The organism is Paenibacillus sp. FSL H7-0737, from assembly GCF_000758545.1.
In the GTDB taxonomy this organism is placed as follows: Bacteria; Bacillota; Bacilli; order Paenibacillales; family Paenibacillaceae; genus Paenibacillus_AQ.
The window spans coordinates 3,460,831-3,478,950 of sequence record NZ_CP009279.1 but is presented as its reverse complement, the minus strand read 5'-3'; the positions used below and the strand labels follow the sequence as shown (position 1 = coordinate 3,478,950).

Sequence of the window (18,120 nt, the reverse complement as noted above, 5' to 3'; positions counted from 1 at the left end):
TCCTCGGCACAGATCACACCTCCTTTATATATAGGCTTGTAGAGAAACCTCATACACGCCGTAATGGATCAATTAGCTTTATTTTTTCCCTTTTACATAATCCGCATCAAACAGGAAGAGCTTGAAGACCAGAATAAGGGATGGGATCAACAGGCACAGACCGCCGATAAACACAACAACTAACGCTAAGCCCATTGCTGGTGAAGTTGCACTGCTCTGAATCGTGATATACGGATCGAGAATATAAGGGTATTGCCCAATCCCATAAGCGAAAAAGGCACAGAAAAATTGCAGCATGATGCATATGAAAGCTAATCCGTAACGGCGTCCGTTATATAACAGCCACATCGCGATCATGAAGAAAGCAACGGAAAGTGCCAAGAGCCACCATAAATCCATCATATTTTGAAAATGCCGCTCATTGTGTTGACCCAAATAGATAAATGCTGTCAGTGCGAGAATTATCGTCGGTGTGCTCCAAAACAGGGCGTAGTTCCGCATCAGCTTCAACGCGGAATGATCCTCTGCACGAGATGCGTAAAAAGTCAGAAATGAGCCGCTTATGAACAAAACGGACACGATTGCCAGTCCAACGATGCTCCACGATAACGGATTGGTAAACAGCGCCCAGTAATCCAGAGAAACCGTCTCAGCCTGCTTCACAATAAAGCCGCCTTCAGACAAAGTAAGTGCCACTGACAACGAAGCCGGAATAAGCAGACCTGTAGCTCCGTACAAAAAAAGATATACTATGTTTTTCTTGGAACCATAATTTTCAAAAGCGTAGAACGAACCGCGAATCGCAAGAAGAATAACTGCAATACTTCCCGGAACAAGCAGCGCAGAGCCATAATAATAGGCTGTGTCCGGAAAAAATCCGACGATGCCAATATAGAAAAAGATGAAAAACACATTTGTGATCTCCCAAACGGGTGATAAATAACGGGAAATCAGACGATTAATGAGATGATCCTGCTTCGTCAAACGGGCATAAAAGGCGAAGAATCCCGCTCCGAAATCAATGGAAGCTATAATTAAATAGCCGTACAAGAACAGCCAGAGCACCGAGATGCCAATTATTTCGTAACTCATCATTCAGTGCCCCCCTTTTCCACAGATTGATTAGGATGTTCCTTCATCCATTTCTCCATCTCAGCTTCTGCCGGATTATTGTTGAACAAGCGTCTTAGCACGATTACACACATACTGCCGAGAACGATGTACAAGAGTAATAAGGCGAAGAATATAATTCTTACATTCGGTGAAGTCGTGGCAGCCTCCTCTACACGCATATATCCACGGATAATCCACGGCTGTCGTCCAATCTCTGCATAAAACCAGCCCAGCTCTACAGCTAGAAAAGCGAGCGGTGCGATCAGTGCGATGATGCCAAGCATCCACTTGTTAAGCACATTGCGTTTTTTCCAGAACACAAACAGGAAGTACAGGACCGAAATCGCGAGCAGAGCAAATCCGATTCCAGCCATTAAATCAAACAGGTAGTGAACAAGAAGCGGTGGCCATTCTTCCTTGGGGAATTCCTCCAGCCCCGTTACCTCCGCATTAAAGTCTCCAAAGGCCAGGAAGCTGAGCACTTTCGGCAAATGAAGAGCCCCTATCACTTCATGCTCTGCATTCAGCCATCCCATTAGAACCAAGTCCACACCGCTACCCGTCTCAAAATGCCACTCTGCCGCTGCAAGCTTCTCTGGCTGATGCTCGGCCAAAAACTTGGCGGACACATCACCAGCTAATGTGTTCAGCAAGCTGAACAGCAAAACGACCGCCATCATGAGATTCAAGGATTTTTTGTGGTATGCGGACACTCCTTTTCTCAGCATCGCAAAGGCTGCAATCCCGGCTAACAAGGCAGCTCCTGTCAAATAGGCCGAGCTTAATACATGGAATACCTTGGAGAACGTCGCCGTATTCAACATCGCTTGCACTGGGTCAATCGCTGTGAATTGGCCTGCTTCCATGACAAAGCCTCCAGGCTGGTTCATGAATCCGTTCACCGTCGTAATAAAAACGGCAGACATGCCTGCCCCGGCGACAATCGGAATCGTCAACAGCCAATGGATATACGGATTTTTAAACCGATCCCACGTATACAAATAAATGCCCAGGAAGATGGCCTCAAAAAAGAACGCGAACACTTCCATGAATAACGGAAGTGCAATAACATTCCCAGCCAGTTTCATAAAATTCGGCCATACCAAGGCTAATTGCAGTGATATGGCTGTACCGGTCACGACACCAACCGCTACAGAAATGACAAATCCCCGAGACCATCTCTTTGCCATAAGTGTATAATGGGGATCCTTTTTGCGGATCCCGATGAACTCTGCAATAGCGATCATTAGCGGTATACCGACGCCAATTGTCGCAAAAATAACGTGGAACCCGAGAGTCAAGCCTGTCACCAGCCTGCTCCATAGCACCGTATCAATTGCCATTCTTTACTGCTCCCTTCAAACGCTGTTCATTTTTCGTCATAACTTGATGCTTATGATTAGGCCGGCTAATTCTTGGGCTGCATTCATTATCAGGTTTAGCAGGGCTCAGCGACATCGTTGCCTGTTCGTTTTAGTATGACGTTCCTCGTTCTTTGCTATGTAAAAAGAGAAAAATTTCACAAAGCAAGAGTTGGCGAGCCCGATTTACCTGATACTGAGCAGTCAAATTAATAACGTGACCTAATGATTAAAATCATCTTATCTTAAATTGCAAGTAATTCAATCACAGATATCTCTTAATCCCTAAATGTTCAAGAAAGGGTCAAATCTTTCTGACAACTCAGTGAATAACATAAAAAGAACCCAAAAGAGCTATTGATTCAATAGCGTATATATGATTTCACAAGTCTCCTCCTACTTCGATGTTAGAAAAAAACAATATTTCCTCATTTTAACCTCTAATATATACCCCCTTCTGCAACAAAAAAACACTGACTCAAATCATCAGTGTTTTTGAATTAAAGCTAATGTCATCTTCGTCATGACAAATCTTTCTCCATTTCATATTGCTCGATGTATACGTCAAGACCAACACTTTGAAGGAAACGTATAGAATTTGTATCTCTTTTGTCTACATTATTGACGGTGATGATAGAATGTCTCTCTCCCATCCAATGAAATAAGGAACGCCCAAATCCCTGGTTTCTTTCTTCTCGCAAAATACCGAACTGTACAACTGCTCCGTTGGCCGATTTTATTACCGCGTATCCACAAATCTTATTCTCTTCCCTTATCGTGACCACATCGTATAAATGCGGATTTCGTAAAATTGCATGAACAGATTGTTCCCAAGAAGGTTCAAAATTCCAATAAGAATGTACCGATGTCCAATCGAATTCTTCCAGTCGAACCATAGTAATGAATGTATGTCTATGATCGTCCGGAAGGGTGACATCAATACGCCCCTTGAAACAAGCCAATTCTCTATGAATTTGAAATCCTATGGTGGTATACGCTTTTATAGCTTTATCATTCGTTTGAATCACTTCAAGCAAACACTTTTGAATATGAGCTTCTTTAAGGATGGGAAGAGCATGACGATAAATTTGTTCGACTAGCCGTCTCCCTCTATATAAAGGAACGACTCCTGTACCAGTATTAAATGCAGTACTTTCGCCGTTACGATCCCCGATGCCATGCATAACAAATGCAACCAGCTTCTCTTGATCAAAAGCACCAAACGACATCTGATAATTTACTCCCGCACCTGCAAATTTATCAGCTAAATACTCCGAAGAAACATGAAATGGAATTACATAATCGGAAAAGGCTTCGTTAAAGCAAGTTGTAAACTCTTGTAATTCAAGATCCTTAACACTTTTGATCAACATGTAGTTTTTTTCTCCTTTTCTTTTGGTACTAAGTTCTTAATCATCAGCCAATCTCCAATTCATCATTTAGTACGGCCATAGAAAAAAGAATACCCATCTGACTTTCCAAGCTTAGTCGTCTCCGTTCCGTCCACTATCTTGACCACTTTCAGTAACGATACAATTTGCGTATGCATAAGCTTTGCATCAAATTTGTCCATCTCTCTGTTTTCACTATCTACGAGCAGATAGTCAGGCATTGGAATGAAGCCAATCACCGGTATCCCTGCTTCAAATAAAGGCTGACTCTCTCCAAACTCAAACTTGTTATGTCCATGTAATAATACAGTACGTGTGCCGTCGGTCTTTTCAATAGCTTTCAGCCATATGGACGCCATCATTTCATTGCCCGCATAGGTATATTCTGTACTTATTTTTCCAGTTGGTCTATAGTGACCCGTATCATCGTCCTTCCACTCCATACTGCCTAAATGCTCAACCGTAATTCCAGCTACAGCTTTCATATGGCCTTTCTTGCCATCCCAGAGCTCTCGATGCCCCTCCATCCAAGTGGAAGTCGCCTGAGAAGTTCCTTTGAAATCCGGTAATCTAAAATGGCCTGTCACAAAGGTGAAAATCATCGTACGTTCCGGCTGCTCCTGCTGTAAGTAACGAATCATGGACAGCATGCCCACAGCACCATTTTCCTCCACCACATTTATTCCATCCGTATGGGTATTTATAATGATCGCTTCATCTTTATTTTTCCCGTCAATTTTCACATAAAAGGATTCTGTTGGAGCATTTTTTTGTATTTCCGCTTCTAAAATAACCGTACCTTCTTTGTGCTTCTGGGCTGCATTGATTACCTTTTTCCCTTCCGTTTCATTGACCCAGATCGCAGGAATTCCAGCATAATCGGTAGTAAAAGGCACATACTGCTTTTCAACCTTATCGTCGGATACCCCTTTCCAGACAACAACAACAGCTTTCACACCCATTTCCTTCGCTTGCTCCAATTTAGCTTCTTTTAAAGCTGTAGTGAGGACTAGATCGCCTTCATTTGGGGCAATTTGGCTTTCCATTGGAGAGGAATCCCGCATGTTCATAACGATCCCACTTGGGAAATTTCTGAAATTCTCGATTTCAATGACAGCAATTTTTCCGCTGGCCTGGTCATACTCACCACGCTTCGTATATACCAGCTCCCCTGTTACCCCATTTTCGTCAGTTTCCCCGGAATAAGGAAAAGCTGAAGAGACATGAATTGATTGCTGATCAATCATTAAAGAGCTGCTCTTTTCTTCCCATCGGTCAAAAGTATAGTGATCACGATAAACTTTCAGCCCCATATCTGTTACCTGTTGCTCCAGCCATGAAATAAATTGATTATGACCCTCAGATCCTGTTGTACGGCTTCCAAAAGAATTCATTACTTCAATATCCTTCAGCATCACTGCTGCAGAATCCAATTTACGTTCATCGATCGTCACAGCCGCATCAGTTGGTAATGCCACAGGTGTTGTAATAGGTTTTGCATAGATTCCAATACCCCAAAGTGCAGTAACGATAAGAGCAGCAATGCTGATTAACACTTTACGAACCACTATCAATGGAGTGACTCTACTGCGCACCTTTTGTCCAAAGAGTCCTCTCCATATGCCCGCTACGATCAGCAGCAAGATAGAAAGCGCAAGCAGCCAAAATTCTCTTGTCAGTAAGTACAACCCTTCTGCCACCATCGCACTAATTAACACCACATGTAACTTTTCACGCTTCTTTAAAAGTAAAAAAGAGATGCCTAATTCCGCTAACAAAAGGGTAATGGTCACTATCGAGATTACCGTTTCTTTGCCAATGAATACCGTAGCACAAAGTGCTAGGATCAAAAGCAGCCCCGCTGACAATCGTCTATATAAGTTTTCTAACATGACGCCCTCCCATTGTATCTACTACTATTTTGACATTACATTTGTAATGCCTTATGGTTTTAGCATATTGAAAAGACTCATGAAAAACAATAAAACGAACACCAGAATGTACAAACGGAGGGGAAATGTCATCTCAAATCATGAATTATATAGTCCGAATACCTCTCAGCATCGTTCCAATAAAGAAACCAACCGCTTGACAAGAGAAGCCATCTGCACGGCATTAGTCTACTTGATCCAGGAACAGCCTTTTAACAAAATTACCATCACCGATATTGTGAAGCGTGCAGGGGTCTCTCGAACGGCCTATTACAACAACTATTCCTCCAAGCAAGAGATCCTGGTGGATTTGGTCGATTCGCTTATTTTCGAAATTAATCTAAAACTCTTACCTTACACCAATGAATTAACAGGCAAAGCTAAAGAACCTCAAAAATTTATCAGTGTGCTTTTTGAAGTTGTTTTTCAGCAGCGGAACATCTACAAAGCACTTCAAAGCGCAAAATTTGATGATGTAATTCTGGATTGCTTGAATGAAATGATGCTCTCTACTGCTCACGACAAAAGCGATGAAAATGTGTACCGAATATACTTTAAAGCGGGGGCCCTCTATAATGTTCTCCTCAAATGGATACAATCCGACTTTGCAAAATCCATTGATGAGATGACCAAGATTTGTCTCGATGTATACCAAACTCCAATGTCTCAGGAATAAGATTTGATAAATTGTTTTTTAAATGGAAAAAATAAAGAAACTACGGAACCAAGTTCGGCTCCGCAGTTTAATTATCAACCCTACAATTGAATTTGTTTCATGTAAGCTTTGAATTCCTCAGCGATTTCTTTGTATTTTGTATGATGCAGGTAATGAGAACCTTCCATCGGGATCATTTTTCCCTGTGCGGATTGTTTGACTTGCTCTTCATGAAGCGGAATCCACTGTTTATTGTGCTCATTATTCGATTGAACGAAGAGAAGCAACGGCAAGTCTTTTGGCATTGTGAGTTTTTCTCCATTTTTAAAATTGGAACCGAGGTGGCTAAGTTCATTCATCAACGTTGGATTGGTCGCGACTTGATTCGAAATCAAACGCATCTGTTCTTTGGTATGCTCATCGAACGCAAGCGATTCATAGGGATCTCCGCTCACTTTTTGGACCAATCTCATTAGACCTGATTTTTGAAGAAATTTCATGGCGTTCAAAGGTAATTTGACATCCATTCCGGGTTGATTGGGAACGCTGCTATCGATGCCGACAAAAGCAAGAACTTCATCCGGATATGTGTTCACATAGGTCGCTCCGTAAAGTCCCGCGATGGAATGTCCCATTAGAATGTAACGGTCTAAACCCAGTTGCTGCACTGCTTCGTGAACCTCACTTACTATATTCTCAGTCGTTCTCTCCTTCTCGGTTTCATCGCTCAAACCATAACCGAAAGGCTCGACCACCACGACTTTATAATTAGGGGTAATTTCATCGATCAGCAATTTGAAATCAAGTGCAGGCGTCGGGGTTCCTTGTCCCGGTAGGAGTACAACCGTTTGTTCTCCGCTGCCTTGAATAAGCACATTCATTTTTTTCCCATCCACATTGACATACTGGCCATACGATTCGATTTTCTTTTTCTCTACCCCATCGCTAATAGAATCAACGATAAAAACGATGCCCATGAACAACACGAGCGCCCCTACAATACCTCCGATTATTTTTAACCATAGGTTCCGTTTCTTGTGGCTCTTAGTCCCTGTTGTTTTTAATTCCACCTTATTTGCCACGTTCATCTCTTCCCTTCCTTGTCCCTGTATCTGAAGTGCCGCCTTGACGACATATTCAAAGTGTAATCAATCAAGATGTACTCATCGTGACGACAATATGAACGGAATATGAACAAGTCAAAAAGGAGGCGTTATATCTGAAAGATATAAGCACCTCCTGGATCAACAGCAAATAGGTATGCAACACCTTGGAATACTTCTTACAAGATTTAAACGCTCATCGTATTATTTGTTGACGGTTACCTTGATGATATCACTTATGGTCTCTCCCGCTGCATTAACCAGCTCCGCCCGGTATTCATAATTGCCGGAAGCGCGACCAGTGACGTCAGTCGTAGCACTCTGCGCCGAAGGCGTGTTGGCGTTTAGCGCTTGCGTGTCGATCAGTTGCCCGTTCTCATAAAGGCGGTACTCTGTGGCATTAGTGCCCCACCACAGATTCATCGTTACTTTATAAGAGCCATCTCCGTCCCAGTTGTCATGGGCCAGGACCGGCTTGCCCGGTGCGGCATCGCGGATCGTCACCGTGAGCGGCTGGCTCTTGGTTGTGCCGTATTTGTTGGTTAGCTCCACTGTGTATATATAGGTGCCATTCGGCTTACCGTAAAGCGCTGTGCTTGCCGTCTGCGCGGAAGGAGATACATCCTTCAGAGACTTGGAATCGATCAGTGTGCCATTCTCATAAAGCATGTAGCTGGTAGCGTTATTGCCCCACCAGAGGTTCATGGTGACGGTAAAGTTACCGTCACTGAGTCCATAACCGTAGCCGCTGTTCGAAGACAACACTGGCTGTCCAGGCTTGTCAGTTGCAAGCGCCGCTCCGCCAGTAATTTGGAACGTGTAGCTCTTTTCGGCAGTGTTGCCTGCGGCGTCGGTCACGACGTAGTTTACAGTATGGGACCCGGCACCCAGCTCCGCAGCATTCAGGGTCTGTCCGTCAGCTATGGGCTGTCCATCCAGCAGAAGCTGCTTGGAGGTGACGCCAGACAGATTATCTTCGGCAGCCAATACAAACTTAAGCTGGGCTTCCTCCTCCACATCGCCAACCGCATGACCGGACTCCGTCAGCTCCGCTGTCGGTGAAACCGTGTCGATATTAAGGCTCAGTGTCTTAGTTTCTTCCACCTTTCCCTTGCCCGAAACCGCATGATAAGACAGCGTATGCCGTCCATCTTTGCTTACGGCCAACGGAGTGCTGTATACGGCTTCCGCACCGCCGTTCAGCGAGTAATAAACCTTAGCTGTATCAGAGTCGGCCTTCAGGGTTACTTCGGTGGGCTGGTTCAACCAGCCGGCAGCGTTCGGATTTGCCGACAGGGTTGCCGTCGTTACCGGAGCCCCCACTTCTTCCACAATGCTGAAGTCTCCGAGACTTCTAGGCTTGAGTTGGTATACGTCTTTGAAGATCGCGGCTACGCCCGTAATATCGAGCTTCTGTCCTTCCGCATAAGGGAAGCTGTCTTTCGTGATGCCCGTCCGGGCATCCACCCGGATGTGATTGCTTGTCCCGCCATCGGCGATGGCGTCAAATTCAAAGGAACCGCTTGGAGTGGCTGTGATAATATTCGTCACTTTCACGTCTTTAAGCTTGAGCAGCTGACCTTGATTGGTATCGTTCACAGCCGGTACGTCAACGGACTCGGGCAGCTTCGCTGTGCCGGTCTTCTCGATCTGCACAACTTCGGTCAACTCTAGCTCCGAATTGTACAGCGCCGTGGACGCTGTTACCTTGACCGTATCGCCTGCATGGAATCCACTTTGGCTCTGGTAGACATAAAGTCCGCCGGTCTCATCCTGCAGATAAAAGGTTTGCCCGCCGAAAATACCCGGCTCAGTCGTTACGATCCCCTCAACCGTCACCAAGGATCCAATGATCTTGGTCCGGGCTTCGCCGATGGAAACGGTCGCCGGAATTGGATCTTCCTCGTCCGGAAGCGGTTCTGCTGGGACGTTACCGAGCGTTACTGATTCGGTCTTCAGGTTCGTTCCGTTCTGGCGCAGACGCAGATTGGATGCAGCCGTGGTGCCCGGTTTGATCTGCACGGTCAGATCTTTGTAGGCATGGCCGTTCAAGTCTGAAGTCAGGCTAAAGTTGGCGCTGTAAGCATAGCTACTCGGCCAAGTGCCGTCACTGTTCTGGATCTTGGCGATCTGGGCACCGCTACTCACCTGGTAGATACCCAATTGGAATCCTGATACGCTCGTATTGGCAGGGAGATTATCTGCGCTGATACGAATCTGGAAATCCTGCGCGTTCGGCAGCACCGTTTGGTGCGTGAAATTGTACACCGCGCTTGCAGTAGCCGCCGGTCCGCCGTAAGAGCCCGCCTTGTAGCTGGTGCGGTCAAACCATTTGTAGCCGGCATTCGGAGCGGCCCATGGCTCTGGCTGCGGCTCGGTGGAAAGCGCCGGCTCTTCGAACGGCAGCAGCTGCGTCGGCTGATCCAGCGTCAGGCCACTTACCTTGGTGAAATCCGTATAGCTCTCTTGTTCGGCGAGCCAGTTAACGGTGTTCACCAGGAGCTCAGCATCGTCAGCCTCCTTGAAGCCATCGTAAGTCGTTTTTTTGGCACCGGTATCCTCGCGCAAATACTTCGGTGTGGCATCCTCAACTGGGGAGGAGTCGCCGAGAAAGGCAGCTTTGCCGGCACCTTTTTTCGCCACGGCTACATAAGGACCTTCCGCTACGCCGCCGCCATTGTAGACACCTTGGTCCACCGCATTGCCCCAAGCATTGTTGGTTTTCGGCAGATAGACGATGCCCTTCGCCCGGGTCGGGTCGAGGATTGCCAGCGTGGAGCCGGCATGCATGGCTACACTTGATACTCCTGATGTAATACCGAAGGCCTGATCGGGAGCCACGATGTTGGTCGCGTTAATGTCACCTAGCGCATTGAAGCGGAACCGGACACCGAACTCTTCCGCCAGCCAATCGGAGCTGACCACGCCTTGCATTGCCGCGGAACTGGCCTCTTCGGTGCTCATGCCTTTGGCTGGGTTGTCCCAAGCTCCACGGCGGTAACCGTTGAATGCCTCATTGCCGTCCCAGCGGTTCTTATTGCGGTCCGCATTGTAATGATCGCCGATGAAGAAGATGCTGCCGCCATTCTCCACGTATTCCGCCATAGCTGCCTGCTCGCTGGATTTATATGGAATGTTAGATTCGGCCACGACGAAGACGTCATAGCTGGAAAGATCGCCTAGCGTAATCGGAGTGGTCTTACGAAGCTCTTTAACGTAATAGCCTTCTTGCGCAAGCGCATTGCCAAAATCGGAAAAAGCGCCATCAATAACCCAGTCGGCCGCTCCGGCCGTCTGCGCGTGGGTATTGTCAAACAGAATTTTCTGGCCTGCATGCTCGTTGACCACTTTGGCTTCAATGAATGGGGCGGGGTCGCTTGGCCCCTCAGCGTATATCGCCGAGCCGGCTCCGAATGCGAACAAATGCAGGGGTACGGCAACAGATGCAACCAGCATGCTTTTTAGCAGCTTCTTATTCAAACCTGAACGCTTCTCCTTCATATTCTTCCTCCTTAAGATATAGATCGGTGGATTTTTCCATAATTGTCCACCGCTTTCGTCTAATATGCTATCTCATAAGGATTAGGAAAAACATAGATTTTTGTAAAGTGTTGTAAATTTATACTTTCGGCCTATACAGTGGGTGAAAACAAGGTCGAATCTTGGAAATAAGCTATGAAAAAAGTCTTAGTGATACTGGAGTTTAGGTCCGGAACGTCCTGCAATAGAAAAATGGTCAAACACAAGAATCAAAAAAAATCCCCCATATATACAGGAAGAGTTCACATTCACGTGATCTCATATATTCCTGACTATCATGAGGGGATTTTTGGCTAAAAAGCAGGTTCTGCTTGATGGAGCACATACTTCATTCAATTATTTATTGAAAGTAATCTTCTCCGAACCGTTCTCAAGAATGATCGAAGTGTCCCGCGGCTTTGTTTCCGCGATTTTGCGGCCGGCTCTGAACGAATAAAGTACTCCGGCCTGTTTACGAATGGTCTCATACTCGTTCTCTGCTTCAAGAACGATGAAGTTGGCAGGTTTACCTACTTCAATGCCATACATATCCTCGATATTCAACGTTCTTGCGCTATTTTTCGTAATAAGATCGATTGAATTTACGATTTGATCGTATCCAAGCAGCTGAGAAGCATGAATACCCATGTGCAGCACCTGAAGCATATTGCCTGTGCCAAGCGGATACCATGGATCAAAAATGTCATCGTGACCGAAGCATACATTAAGTCCCGCTTCCAGCAGTTCTTTGACGCGAGTTAATCCTCTTCTTTTCGGATAAGTGTCAAAGCGTCCCTGCAGATGGATGTTAACCAGAGGATTGGAGACGAAATTTAGGTCAGCCATCTTCAGTAATCTAAACAATTTGTACGTATATGCATCATTGTATGACCCCATCGCCGTCGTGTGGCTTGCTGTCGTACGGGAGCCAAGCCCGCGTTCGTAAGCTTCTTTGGCTACAACTTCCAAGAAACGGGATTGCTCGTCATCGATTTCGTCGCAATGGATATCGATCAGACGGTCGTATTTTTCAGCGAGGTCAAACGCAACCTTCATCGAATCGACGCCATATTCTCTTGTGAATTCGAAGTGTGGAATACCACCCACCACGTCAACACCCATTTTCAGCGACTCTTCTAGTAATTCCACACCGTTCGGGAAGGAGTGAATACCTTCCTGTGGAAAAGCGACAAGCTGGATGTCAATGAACGGTGCCATTTCTTCTTTCACTTCAAGCATCGCTTTAACGGCGGTCAAACTTGGATCAGTAACGTCTACATGTGTTCGTACATGCTGGATACCCTGCGCGATCTGCCACTTCAATGCAGTTTTGGAACGCGTTTTGACGTCTTCATGCGTCAGGAAGGCCTTGCGTTCTGACCAACGCTGGATGCCTTCAAACAGTGTTCCGCTCAAATTCCATTCCGGCTCACCTGCTGTTAACGTTGTATCCAAGTGAATATGAGGTTCAATGAACGGTGGCAGCACAAGTGAGCCGTTAACATCAATTACTTCCTCATTCGCAGTTAGCTCCATTGACTGCGTGATAAGCTCAAACTTCCCATCTTTCACAACAATATTCCATAAACCTTCTTTACCCCGCAATTTTGCGTTCTGTATAATCATTTTTATTCCCCATTTCTTTGGATTCTTTCTTAGCAACGATCAGCATTATCACAGTGTATACAACCGCTGTTCCAATCAGTGCATTAAGTGGTGTTATTCCTGGAGCCAGCTGGGCGAAGGCCACGCCGATAACCCAAGCCACCATCGCGATCCAGTTTACATTTTTGAAAGTCATGTCGGCAAATGGTTTATAGTTTCTGCGCTTCACAATAAAATAGTCTGCGATGATGATCGCCCCGATGGACGGTATCGCCGCGCCCAGCACATTCAGGAAACCAACGAAATTGTTGTACATCCACATGGCAAATACGGTACCCACGATGCCGTTAACGATAACGAAAAACTTTTTCGAAATTTTAGTGATATTGGCAAAGCCCAGCCCGGAAGCGTAAAGTGCGTTATCGTTAGTTGTCCAGATGTTCAGCCCCAGTACGATGATCGCAGGAATGAGCAATCCTTGCAGGAACATGACCTCCGAGATATCTGCCAAATTATAAGCCATTGCGCCGACTGCACCGAAGAGAAACATAAGTGAGTTCCCTAGAAAGAACGAAATGACCGTTGCAGTAACCGCCTGCCGGGAGGTTCTGGCAAACCGGGCAAAATCGGGCGTCAACGTTCCGCCGCTAATGAATGACCCGATACAAATGGTCAATGCTGCTGCTGCGGTGAGCGACTCTGTTGGTGTGTAATCGAGCAACCCTTGCAGACCACCCAGCGTGTTTACTCCTTCGAACACTGAGTAACCACCGAGAATAGCAATGGCCGGAACTGCTATATAACCCAGAATGACGAGCGACTTCATGCCGAAGATGGCTGATGCCGTCATTGCGAGACCAAACACGAAGATCAAAAGGTACACATTCCAGTCCATCGCTCTGGCGACCGGTACCGCGAACATGGCTACACCGACACCGAACCATCCGACCTGTGTGAAGCCAAGCAGGAAAGAAGGAAGGTACGAGCCTTTTTCACCGAACGCATATTTTGCAAGCAAATGCGTGGAAAGACCTGTTTTGGCAGCGATATGTGCCAGTGCTCCGGTATAGATGCCGAGTGCCAGATTACCGGCAAGCACGATTCCAATGAACTCCATGAATGTCAAACTGACCCCTAACGTTCCCCCTGCCAACATGCTTGCGGAAAAGAAAGTGAATGCTAACATGACGGAGAACGTCTTTCCAAAATGATTTCTCTGCGTTTTCGGCACCGCTTGCCACGAAAACTCTTGATCCTGTTTACTCATCAGAATACCCCCAGTATAAAGTGTCCTGATACCAAAAAAGCAGAAACAAAAGAGGCTACTCGTCAGATCAAACTGACAAGTAGCCTCTTTTGTTCATCATAATCCGCGCTAAGACACAGAGCATCCCTTGACGGAATATGCCCTGCTTCTCACGTGATTATAAAAATCCGCTGTCCTTGTCAGCCTCTCTGGACTGAATTAAAGGTACCAGTATTCAATTACATTCTATTATTTTAGAAAAACCTATAGATGTCAATGTCATTAATATCCATTGATATAAATCCTCTTTTGAATGCTGCGCTTGGAATTATTATGTGGATGAGGTCAACCAAGGCACTTGCTCATAGGACAAAGCCTTATGTGGTACCGGACAACCTCAGATGTGCCATATCTATTAAATTATTTAGTAGTGCCAAGTAATAGATTAACAATCGTATCCAGCTGAAGCTCTAATGAAAAAGGGTCCTCCATAACGAATTCATCATGATAGTTATCACCATACAAATAAACTTTGCCATTTTTCACTGCAGGGATGCCTTTCCATATGTTACTTTCCATTGCTTTATTTGTTGCATCAGCATCGCCATTATAAACAAAAACATAATCCCCTAAGTATTCTGGGAGCACTTCAAGTGAAATCGATTCAAACCCCTCAGCCATATTTTTTGCACTTTCTGTTGGAGGCAGCTGCAGCATATTGTATATAGTGGAAGAACCATAGTTTCCTCCCTTTGCCGCTAAGACGTATACCGCTTTTTCTGAAAATGAAACAACCGAAACGGTTTCCCCTTCCTTAATAACACCGGCGAGTTTCGACTTTGCTTCAGCTACTTTCTGTTCGTATTCCGTAATCCATTCTTCTGCTTCTTTTTCTTTTCCGAATATCTTGCTTACACCCCTGAATTTATCAAGCGGCCCTGCGGTTGATAACCCCTCCCAATAAGGCAGAAAAACAGTCGTTCCAATCTTCTCATATTGTTCTATGTTCTCATCGATTGAACCGATAATTAAGTCCGGATCTAGCATCGTTAATTTTTCCAGGTTTAAAGGAAAATCTCCTAGATCTTCAATTTTCTCGATCGTTTCTTTCGGAATGTCCGCCTTCTCCATCCAGCCTTCATCCAGCATAAATGTTCTTGCACCGATTGGAACAATTCCTAATTTCAATAAATGCCCCATATATTGGTCAGCCGCTACTCTTTTCGGCTCTGCAGGTACTTCCACATCTCCCTTTGGCGTTGATACTATTCGAGTCTTCGAACTTTCTTCTAATACTGTTTGATTAACGGTTCCATTCCCAGTACTCTGCTCCTTCGCAGCTGTGCCCGTCCCGCTTGAGCAAGCGCCTAATAATAAAGAACCGCAAAGCAGCAAAGCTGCCGTCGTCTGAGATTTTGTCATTTTAAACATATGTAATTCCCCTTTTTCCGTATTATGATAATGATTATCATTATTAATATACTGTTGAACGATGTGTTCAAAAATAGAGGATGTGGGGAAGTTTGATGGACTTTCAGCAACTTTATGTGCCTGTATCTCTCTTGTTCTAAAATGTGCAGGGGATACACCTTTTCTTTTCTTAAAAATTCGGCTGAAATAATAAACGTCTTTATAACCAACGCTTGCTGCAATTTCCCCGACAGAAGCCTCTGTTGTCATTAAAAGCTCTGTTGCCCGTTCAAGCCTAAAACGAATTAAGTAATCAATCGGACTCATACCTGTGTACTCTTTAAACAATGATGACAAATGATAAGCACTGAAATTAAATACTTCCGCAAGAGAATCTAATGTGATTGGCTCCGCATAGTATTCCTGGATGTAGGTGATGACTTGGACTGCAACACTTGTTTGTTTCACCTCAGTCTCTTGTCTATGTAATTCTTTTAAAACCTGATCAATGAATTGATAAAACAATGATTTAACATGGAGTCTCTCTTCTTGCCTGTTCCATTTTTGATGCATCATTTGAATTTTGTTATAAAGTAAAATGGGTGCATTAGGGGAAAAACAATATTGTATTTGGAAGGGATCCTCTTCATGAATCCATGCACGGTAGTAAATGATATAGTAAACAAATTTCTTGCTTGTCGGAACAATATTGAGGGTCGCCCCTTTCCCGCTATGGAGGATTTGAAATCCTGTAAAAGAAAATTCGGCCTGATCTAACTGAACTTGAGCGCTCCCATGTACCGAAAGTAAAAATATACTGGCAGGAATCTTATATTTTTGAAGAATTTCGCTTTGAACCATTTCAATTTGGCGTACATCCAATAACTTGACGGTCGCTTGATCCCAAAGAAATATTTGATTGTTGATGTGCATAATGACTACCCCTCCGTTATCTGTCTAATGATCATCATAAATGATAGCCATTATCAATAACAGTTGTCTAAAGATAATAAAGGACTAGACTGAAGAAAACTGTTAAAATGTAGTTAATGTATAATGTAAATATCCCTCATGATCAAAGGAGAACTGAAAATGAGAAAACTCGTTCTATTTCTTCACACATCGCTTGACGGTTTTGTTGAAGGGCCTAATGGTGAAATGGACATTGGTTGGGTTTCCTACGATGCTGATTTGGAGAAACATGCGAAAGAAATTCTGAGTACTGCCGACACTGTCCTTTGGGGACGTGGGACTTATCAGATGATGCATAGTTACTGGCCATCTGTGCCTTCGAACCCATCAGCTTCGCAGCATGAACGGAATCATGCCGAGTGGATCGAAAAGACAGCCAAAATCGTTTTTTCCACGACGCTGGAGAAAGTCGAATGGAATAATTCCAGACTCGTGAAAGAAGATGTCGAGAAAGAGATCAATAACCTCAAACAGCAGCCAGGCAAGGATATGGTCATCCTCGGCAGTCCTAGGTTCGCACACCACCTCATGCAGCTTGATTTAATTGATGAGTATAAAATTACGGTTTCTCCCGTTCTGATCGGTAAGGGATTGCCGTTATTCCAAGGTCTCAAGGAGAAGATCAATCTTAAGCTAATCGAAAACAAGACCTTTGATTCTGGAGCCATAGGCCTCGTTTACCAGACGCTAAGATGACCTTGTCACTTAAGGTGATTATGCTAACGGGGAACGTTATTGGAACGACAACAGCTGCAGTCTAATACTTTATTTTCACCAAACAACAGGACAAGATATTTATCTAAATAACAAAAATCCGATTGCGCCCAGCAGCGTCAATCGGATTTTTGTATAATAAATTATTGTTCAGCCGCCAATTGCAGGAAATGATCTGCAGCTAAACGGACAGCCAGGATACTTGCGCTGTTTAGTGAATTATCAAAGATAAGAACATGATTGTTTTTTACTGCTTCCAGTGAGTTCCACGCTTTTGAAGTTTCCTTCTCCTTGATGGCCGCCTTTGCGATATCCATATCATGCTGGATAATAATATAATCGGGATTCATGCTGTATAGACCCTCCAGAGAAAGAGCCCCACCCTCCTCGGGATATCCCTTTGGTGGCAACAACCCAAAGCCCACTGTTTGATTGTAGTACATCGTGTTTTTAGAGCCTTGAGCATTAAAATTGGCTTTTCCATCGACCCGTAGCAAGGCAAAGGTCTTATTTTCAAGACTATTTAACTGTTTTTTCGTATTGGCTATCATTTCTTGTGTTTCCTTAATGGCTTGTTCCGCTAACGTCTCTTTTCCAACAATCTGAGCACACAGCATAGTCGTTTTTTCCCAGGTATCGGTGTAGTCAATTAAGATGACAGGTGCAATCTTATTCAACTCATCATAATTGCTATCAACAGAACCCTTGAAGGTTACAATCACATCAGGCTTTGCATCCATGATCATTTCCAGATTCGCATTGCTATTGCCCAAATCAATAATCTCAGCAGTTCCGGCATAAGGCTGTAAAGTAGCGAAATCTTTCATTGCTTCAGCTGCGTTAGTTGATGCGATTGGAGACGTATCTAGAGCGAAAAAGTAGTCCAAATACAAAGGATGCAGAACCGCTATCCGCTCAGGTCGTGTCTTGAGCACCACTCCATTGTCGCTGGCATCTGCAATTGTTCTTGGCCATCCCGCTTCCTCGATCTTGCCGACTTCAGGTGCAGTTGTGACTGAAGTTTCGGAACATCCAGCCAGTAATCCTGCTATTATAATTAAGGATGCAATCCATCCAAATAGTCTATTCATTTGGCTCCC

The 18,120-nt window shown here is 44.8% G+C and carries 12 protein-coding genes; 2 read left to right on the top strand and 10 right to left on the bottom strand.

Annotated features, from left to right (window positions below):
- Window positions 1-78: 78 nt before the first annotated feature.
- The 4 genes from H70737_RS15010 to H70737_RS14995 form a co-directional block, all read right to left on the bottom strand.
- Entirely contained in the window at window positions 79-1,095 is a 1,017-nt protein-coding gene (locus H70737_RS15010) for a cytochrome d ubiquinol oxidase subunit II (protein ID WP_042188427.1), read from the bottom strand.
- The gene (locus H70737_RS15005) at window positions 1,092-2,456 is read right to left on the bottom strand and encodes a cytochrome ubiquinol oxidase subunit I (protein WP_042188426.1); all 1,365 of its coding nucleotides are present in this window, start codon (window positions 2,454-2,456) and stop codon (window positions 1,092-1,094) included. Before H70737_RS15005 ends, H70737_RS15010 begins: the two co-directional genes overlap by 4 nt.
- A gap of 539 nt (window positions 2,457-2,995) precedes the next feature.
- Window positions 2,996-3,847 carry a GNAT family N-acetyltransferase gene (locus H70737_RS15000; RefSeq protein ID WP_042188425.1) on the bottom strand — a complete coding sequence of 284 codons (852 nt, stop codon included), beginning with the start codon at window positions 3,845-3,847 and terminating at the stop codon, window positions 2,996-2,998.
- A 62-nt stretch (window positions 3,848-3,909) separates the two neighbouring features.
- A complete protein-coding gene (locus tag H70737_RS14995; protein WP_042188424.1) occupies window positions 3,910-5,757 on the bottom strand; it encodes a zinc-binding metallopeptidase family protein in 1,848 nt (615 codons plus the stop codon).
- A gap of 79 nt (window positions 5,758-5,836) precedes the next feature.
- On the opposite strand from H70737_RS14995, the gene H70737_RS31050 reads away from it, so the two are divergent.
- Window positions 5,837-6,472 carry a TetR/AcrR family transcriptional regulator gene (locus H70737_RS31050; RefSeq protein ID WP_197071204.1) on the top strand — a complete coding sequence of 212 codons (636 nt, stop codon included), beginning with the start codon at window positions 5,837-5,839 and terminating at the stop codon, window positions 6,470-6,472.
- 80 nt (window positions 6,473-6,552) lie between these two features.
- Here the strand turns inward: H70737_RS31050 and H70737_RS14985 are convergent, their stop codons facing one another.
- The 5 genes from H70737_RS14985 to H70737_RS14965 form a co-directional block, all read right to left on the bottom strand.
- A complete protein-coding gene (locus tag H70737_RS14985; protein ID WP_042188423.1) occupies window positions 6,553-7,539 on the bottom strand; it encodes an alpha/beta fold hydrolase in 987 nt (328 codons plus the stop codon).
- A 219-nt stretch (window positions 7,540-7,758) separates the two neighbouring features.
- Entirely contained in the window at window positions 7,759-11,055 is a 3,297-nt protein-coding gene (locus H70737_RS14980) for a chitinase N-terminal domain-containing protein (RefSeq protein WP_042188422.1), read from the bottom strand.
- 375 nt (window positions 11,056-11,430) lie between these two features.
- Window positions 11,431-12,699 (bottom strand): cytosine deaminase, encoded by a 1,269-nt coding sequence (locus tag H70737_RS14975; protein ID WP_042188420.1) that lies wholly within the window; start codon window positions 12,697-12,699, stop codon window positions 11,431-11,433.
- The gene (codB, locus tag H70737_RS14970) at window positions 12,668-13,945 is read right to left on the bottom strand and encodes a cytosine permease (RefSeq protein ID WP_042188419.1); all 1,278 of its coding nucleotides are present in this window, start codon (window positions 13,943-13,945) and stop codon (window positions 12,668-12,670) included. The genes H70737_RS14975 and codB overlap by 32 nt, the downstream gene beginning before the upstream one ends.
- Window positions 13,946-14,344: 399 nt before the next feature.
- Window positions 14,345-16,267, bottom strand: coding sequence for an AraC family transcriptional regulator (locus H70737_RS14965; protein ID WP_042188418.1), 1,923 nt, complete (start codon window positions 16,265-16,267; stop codon window positions 14,345-14,347).
- Between the two features lie 159 nt (window positions 16,268-16,426).
- Between H70737_RS14965 and H70737_RS14960 the strand changes: the two genes are divergently transcribed.
- Entirely contained in the window at window positions 16,427-17,002 is a 576-nt protein-coding gene (locus H70737_RS14960) for a dihydrofolate reductase family protein (protein ID WP_042188417.1), read from the top strand.
- 161 nt (window positions 17,003-17,163) lie between these two features.
- Here the strand turns inward: H70737_RS14960 and H70737_RS14955 are convergent, their stop codons facing one another.
- Complete coding sequence (locus tag H70737_RS14955) at window positions 17,164-18,111, bottom strand: ABC transporter substrate-binding protein (RefSeq protein WP_042188416.1); 948 nt, start codon at window positions 18,109-18,111, stop codon at window positions 17,164-17,166.
- Between the last annotated feature and the right edge of the window lie 9 nt (window positions 18,112-18,120).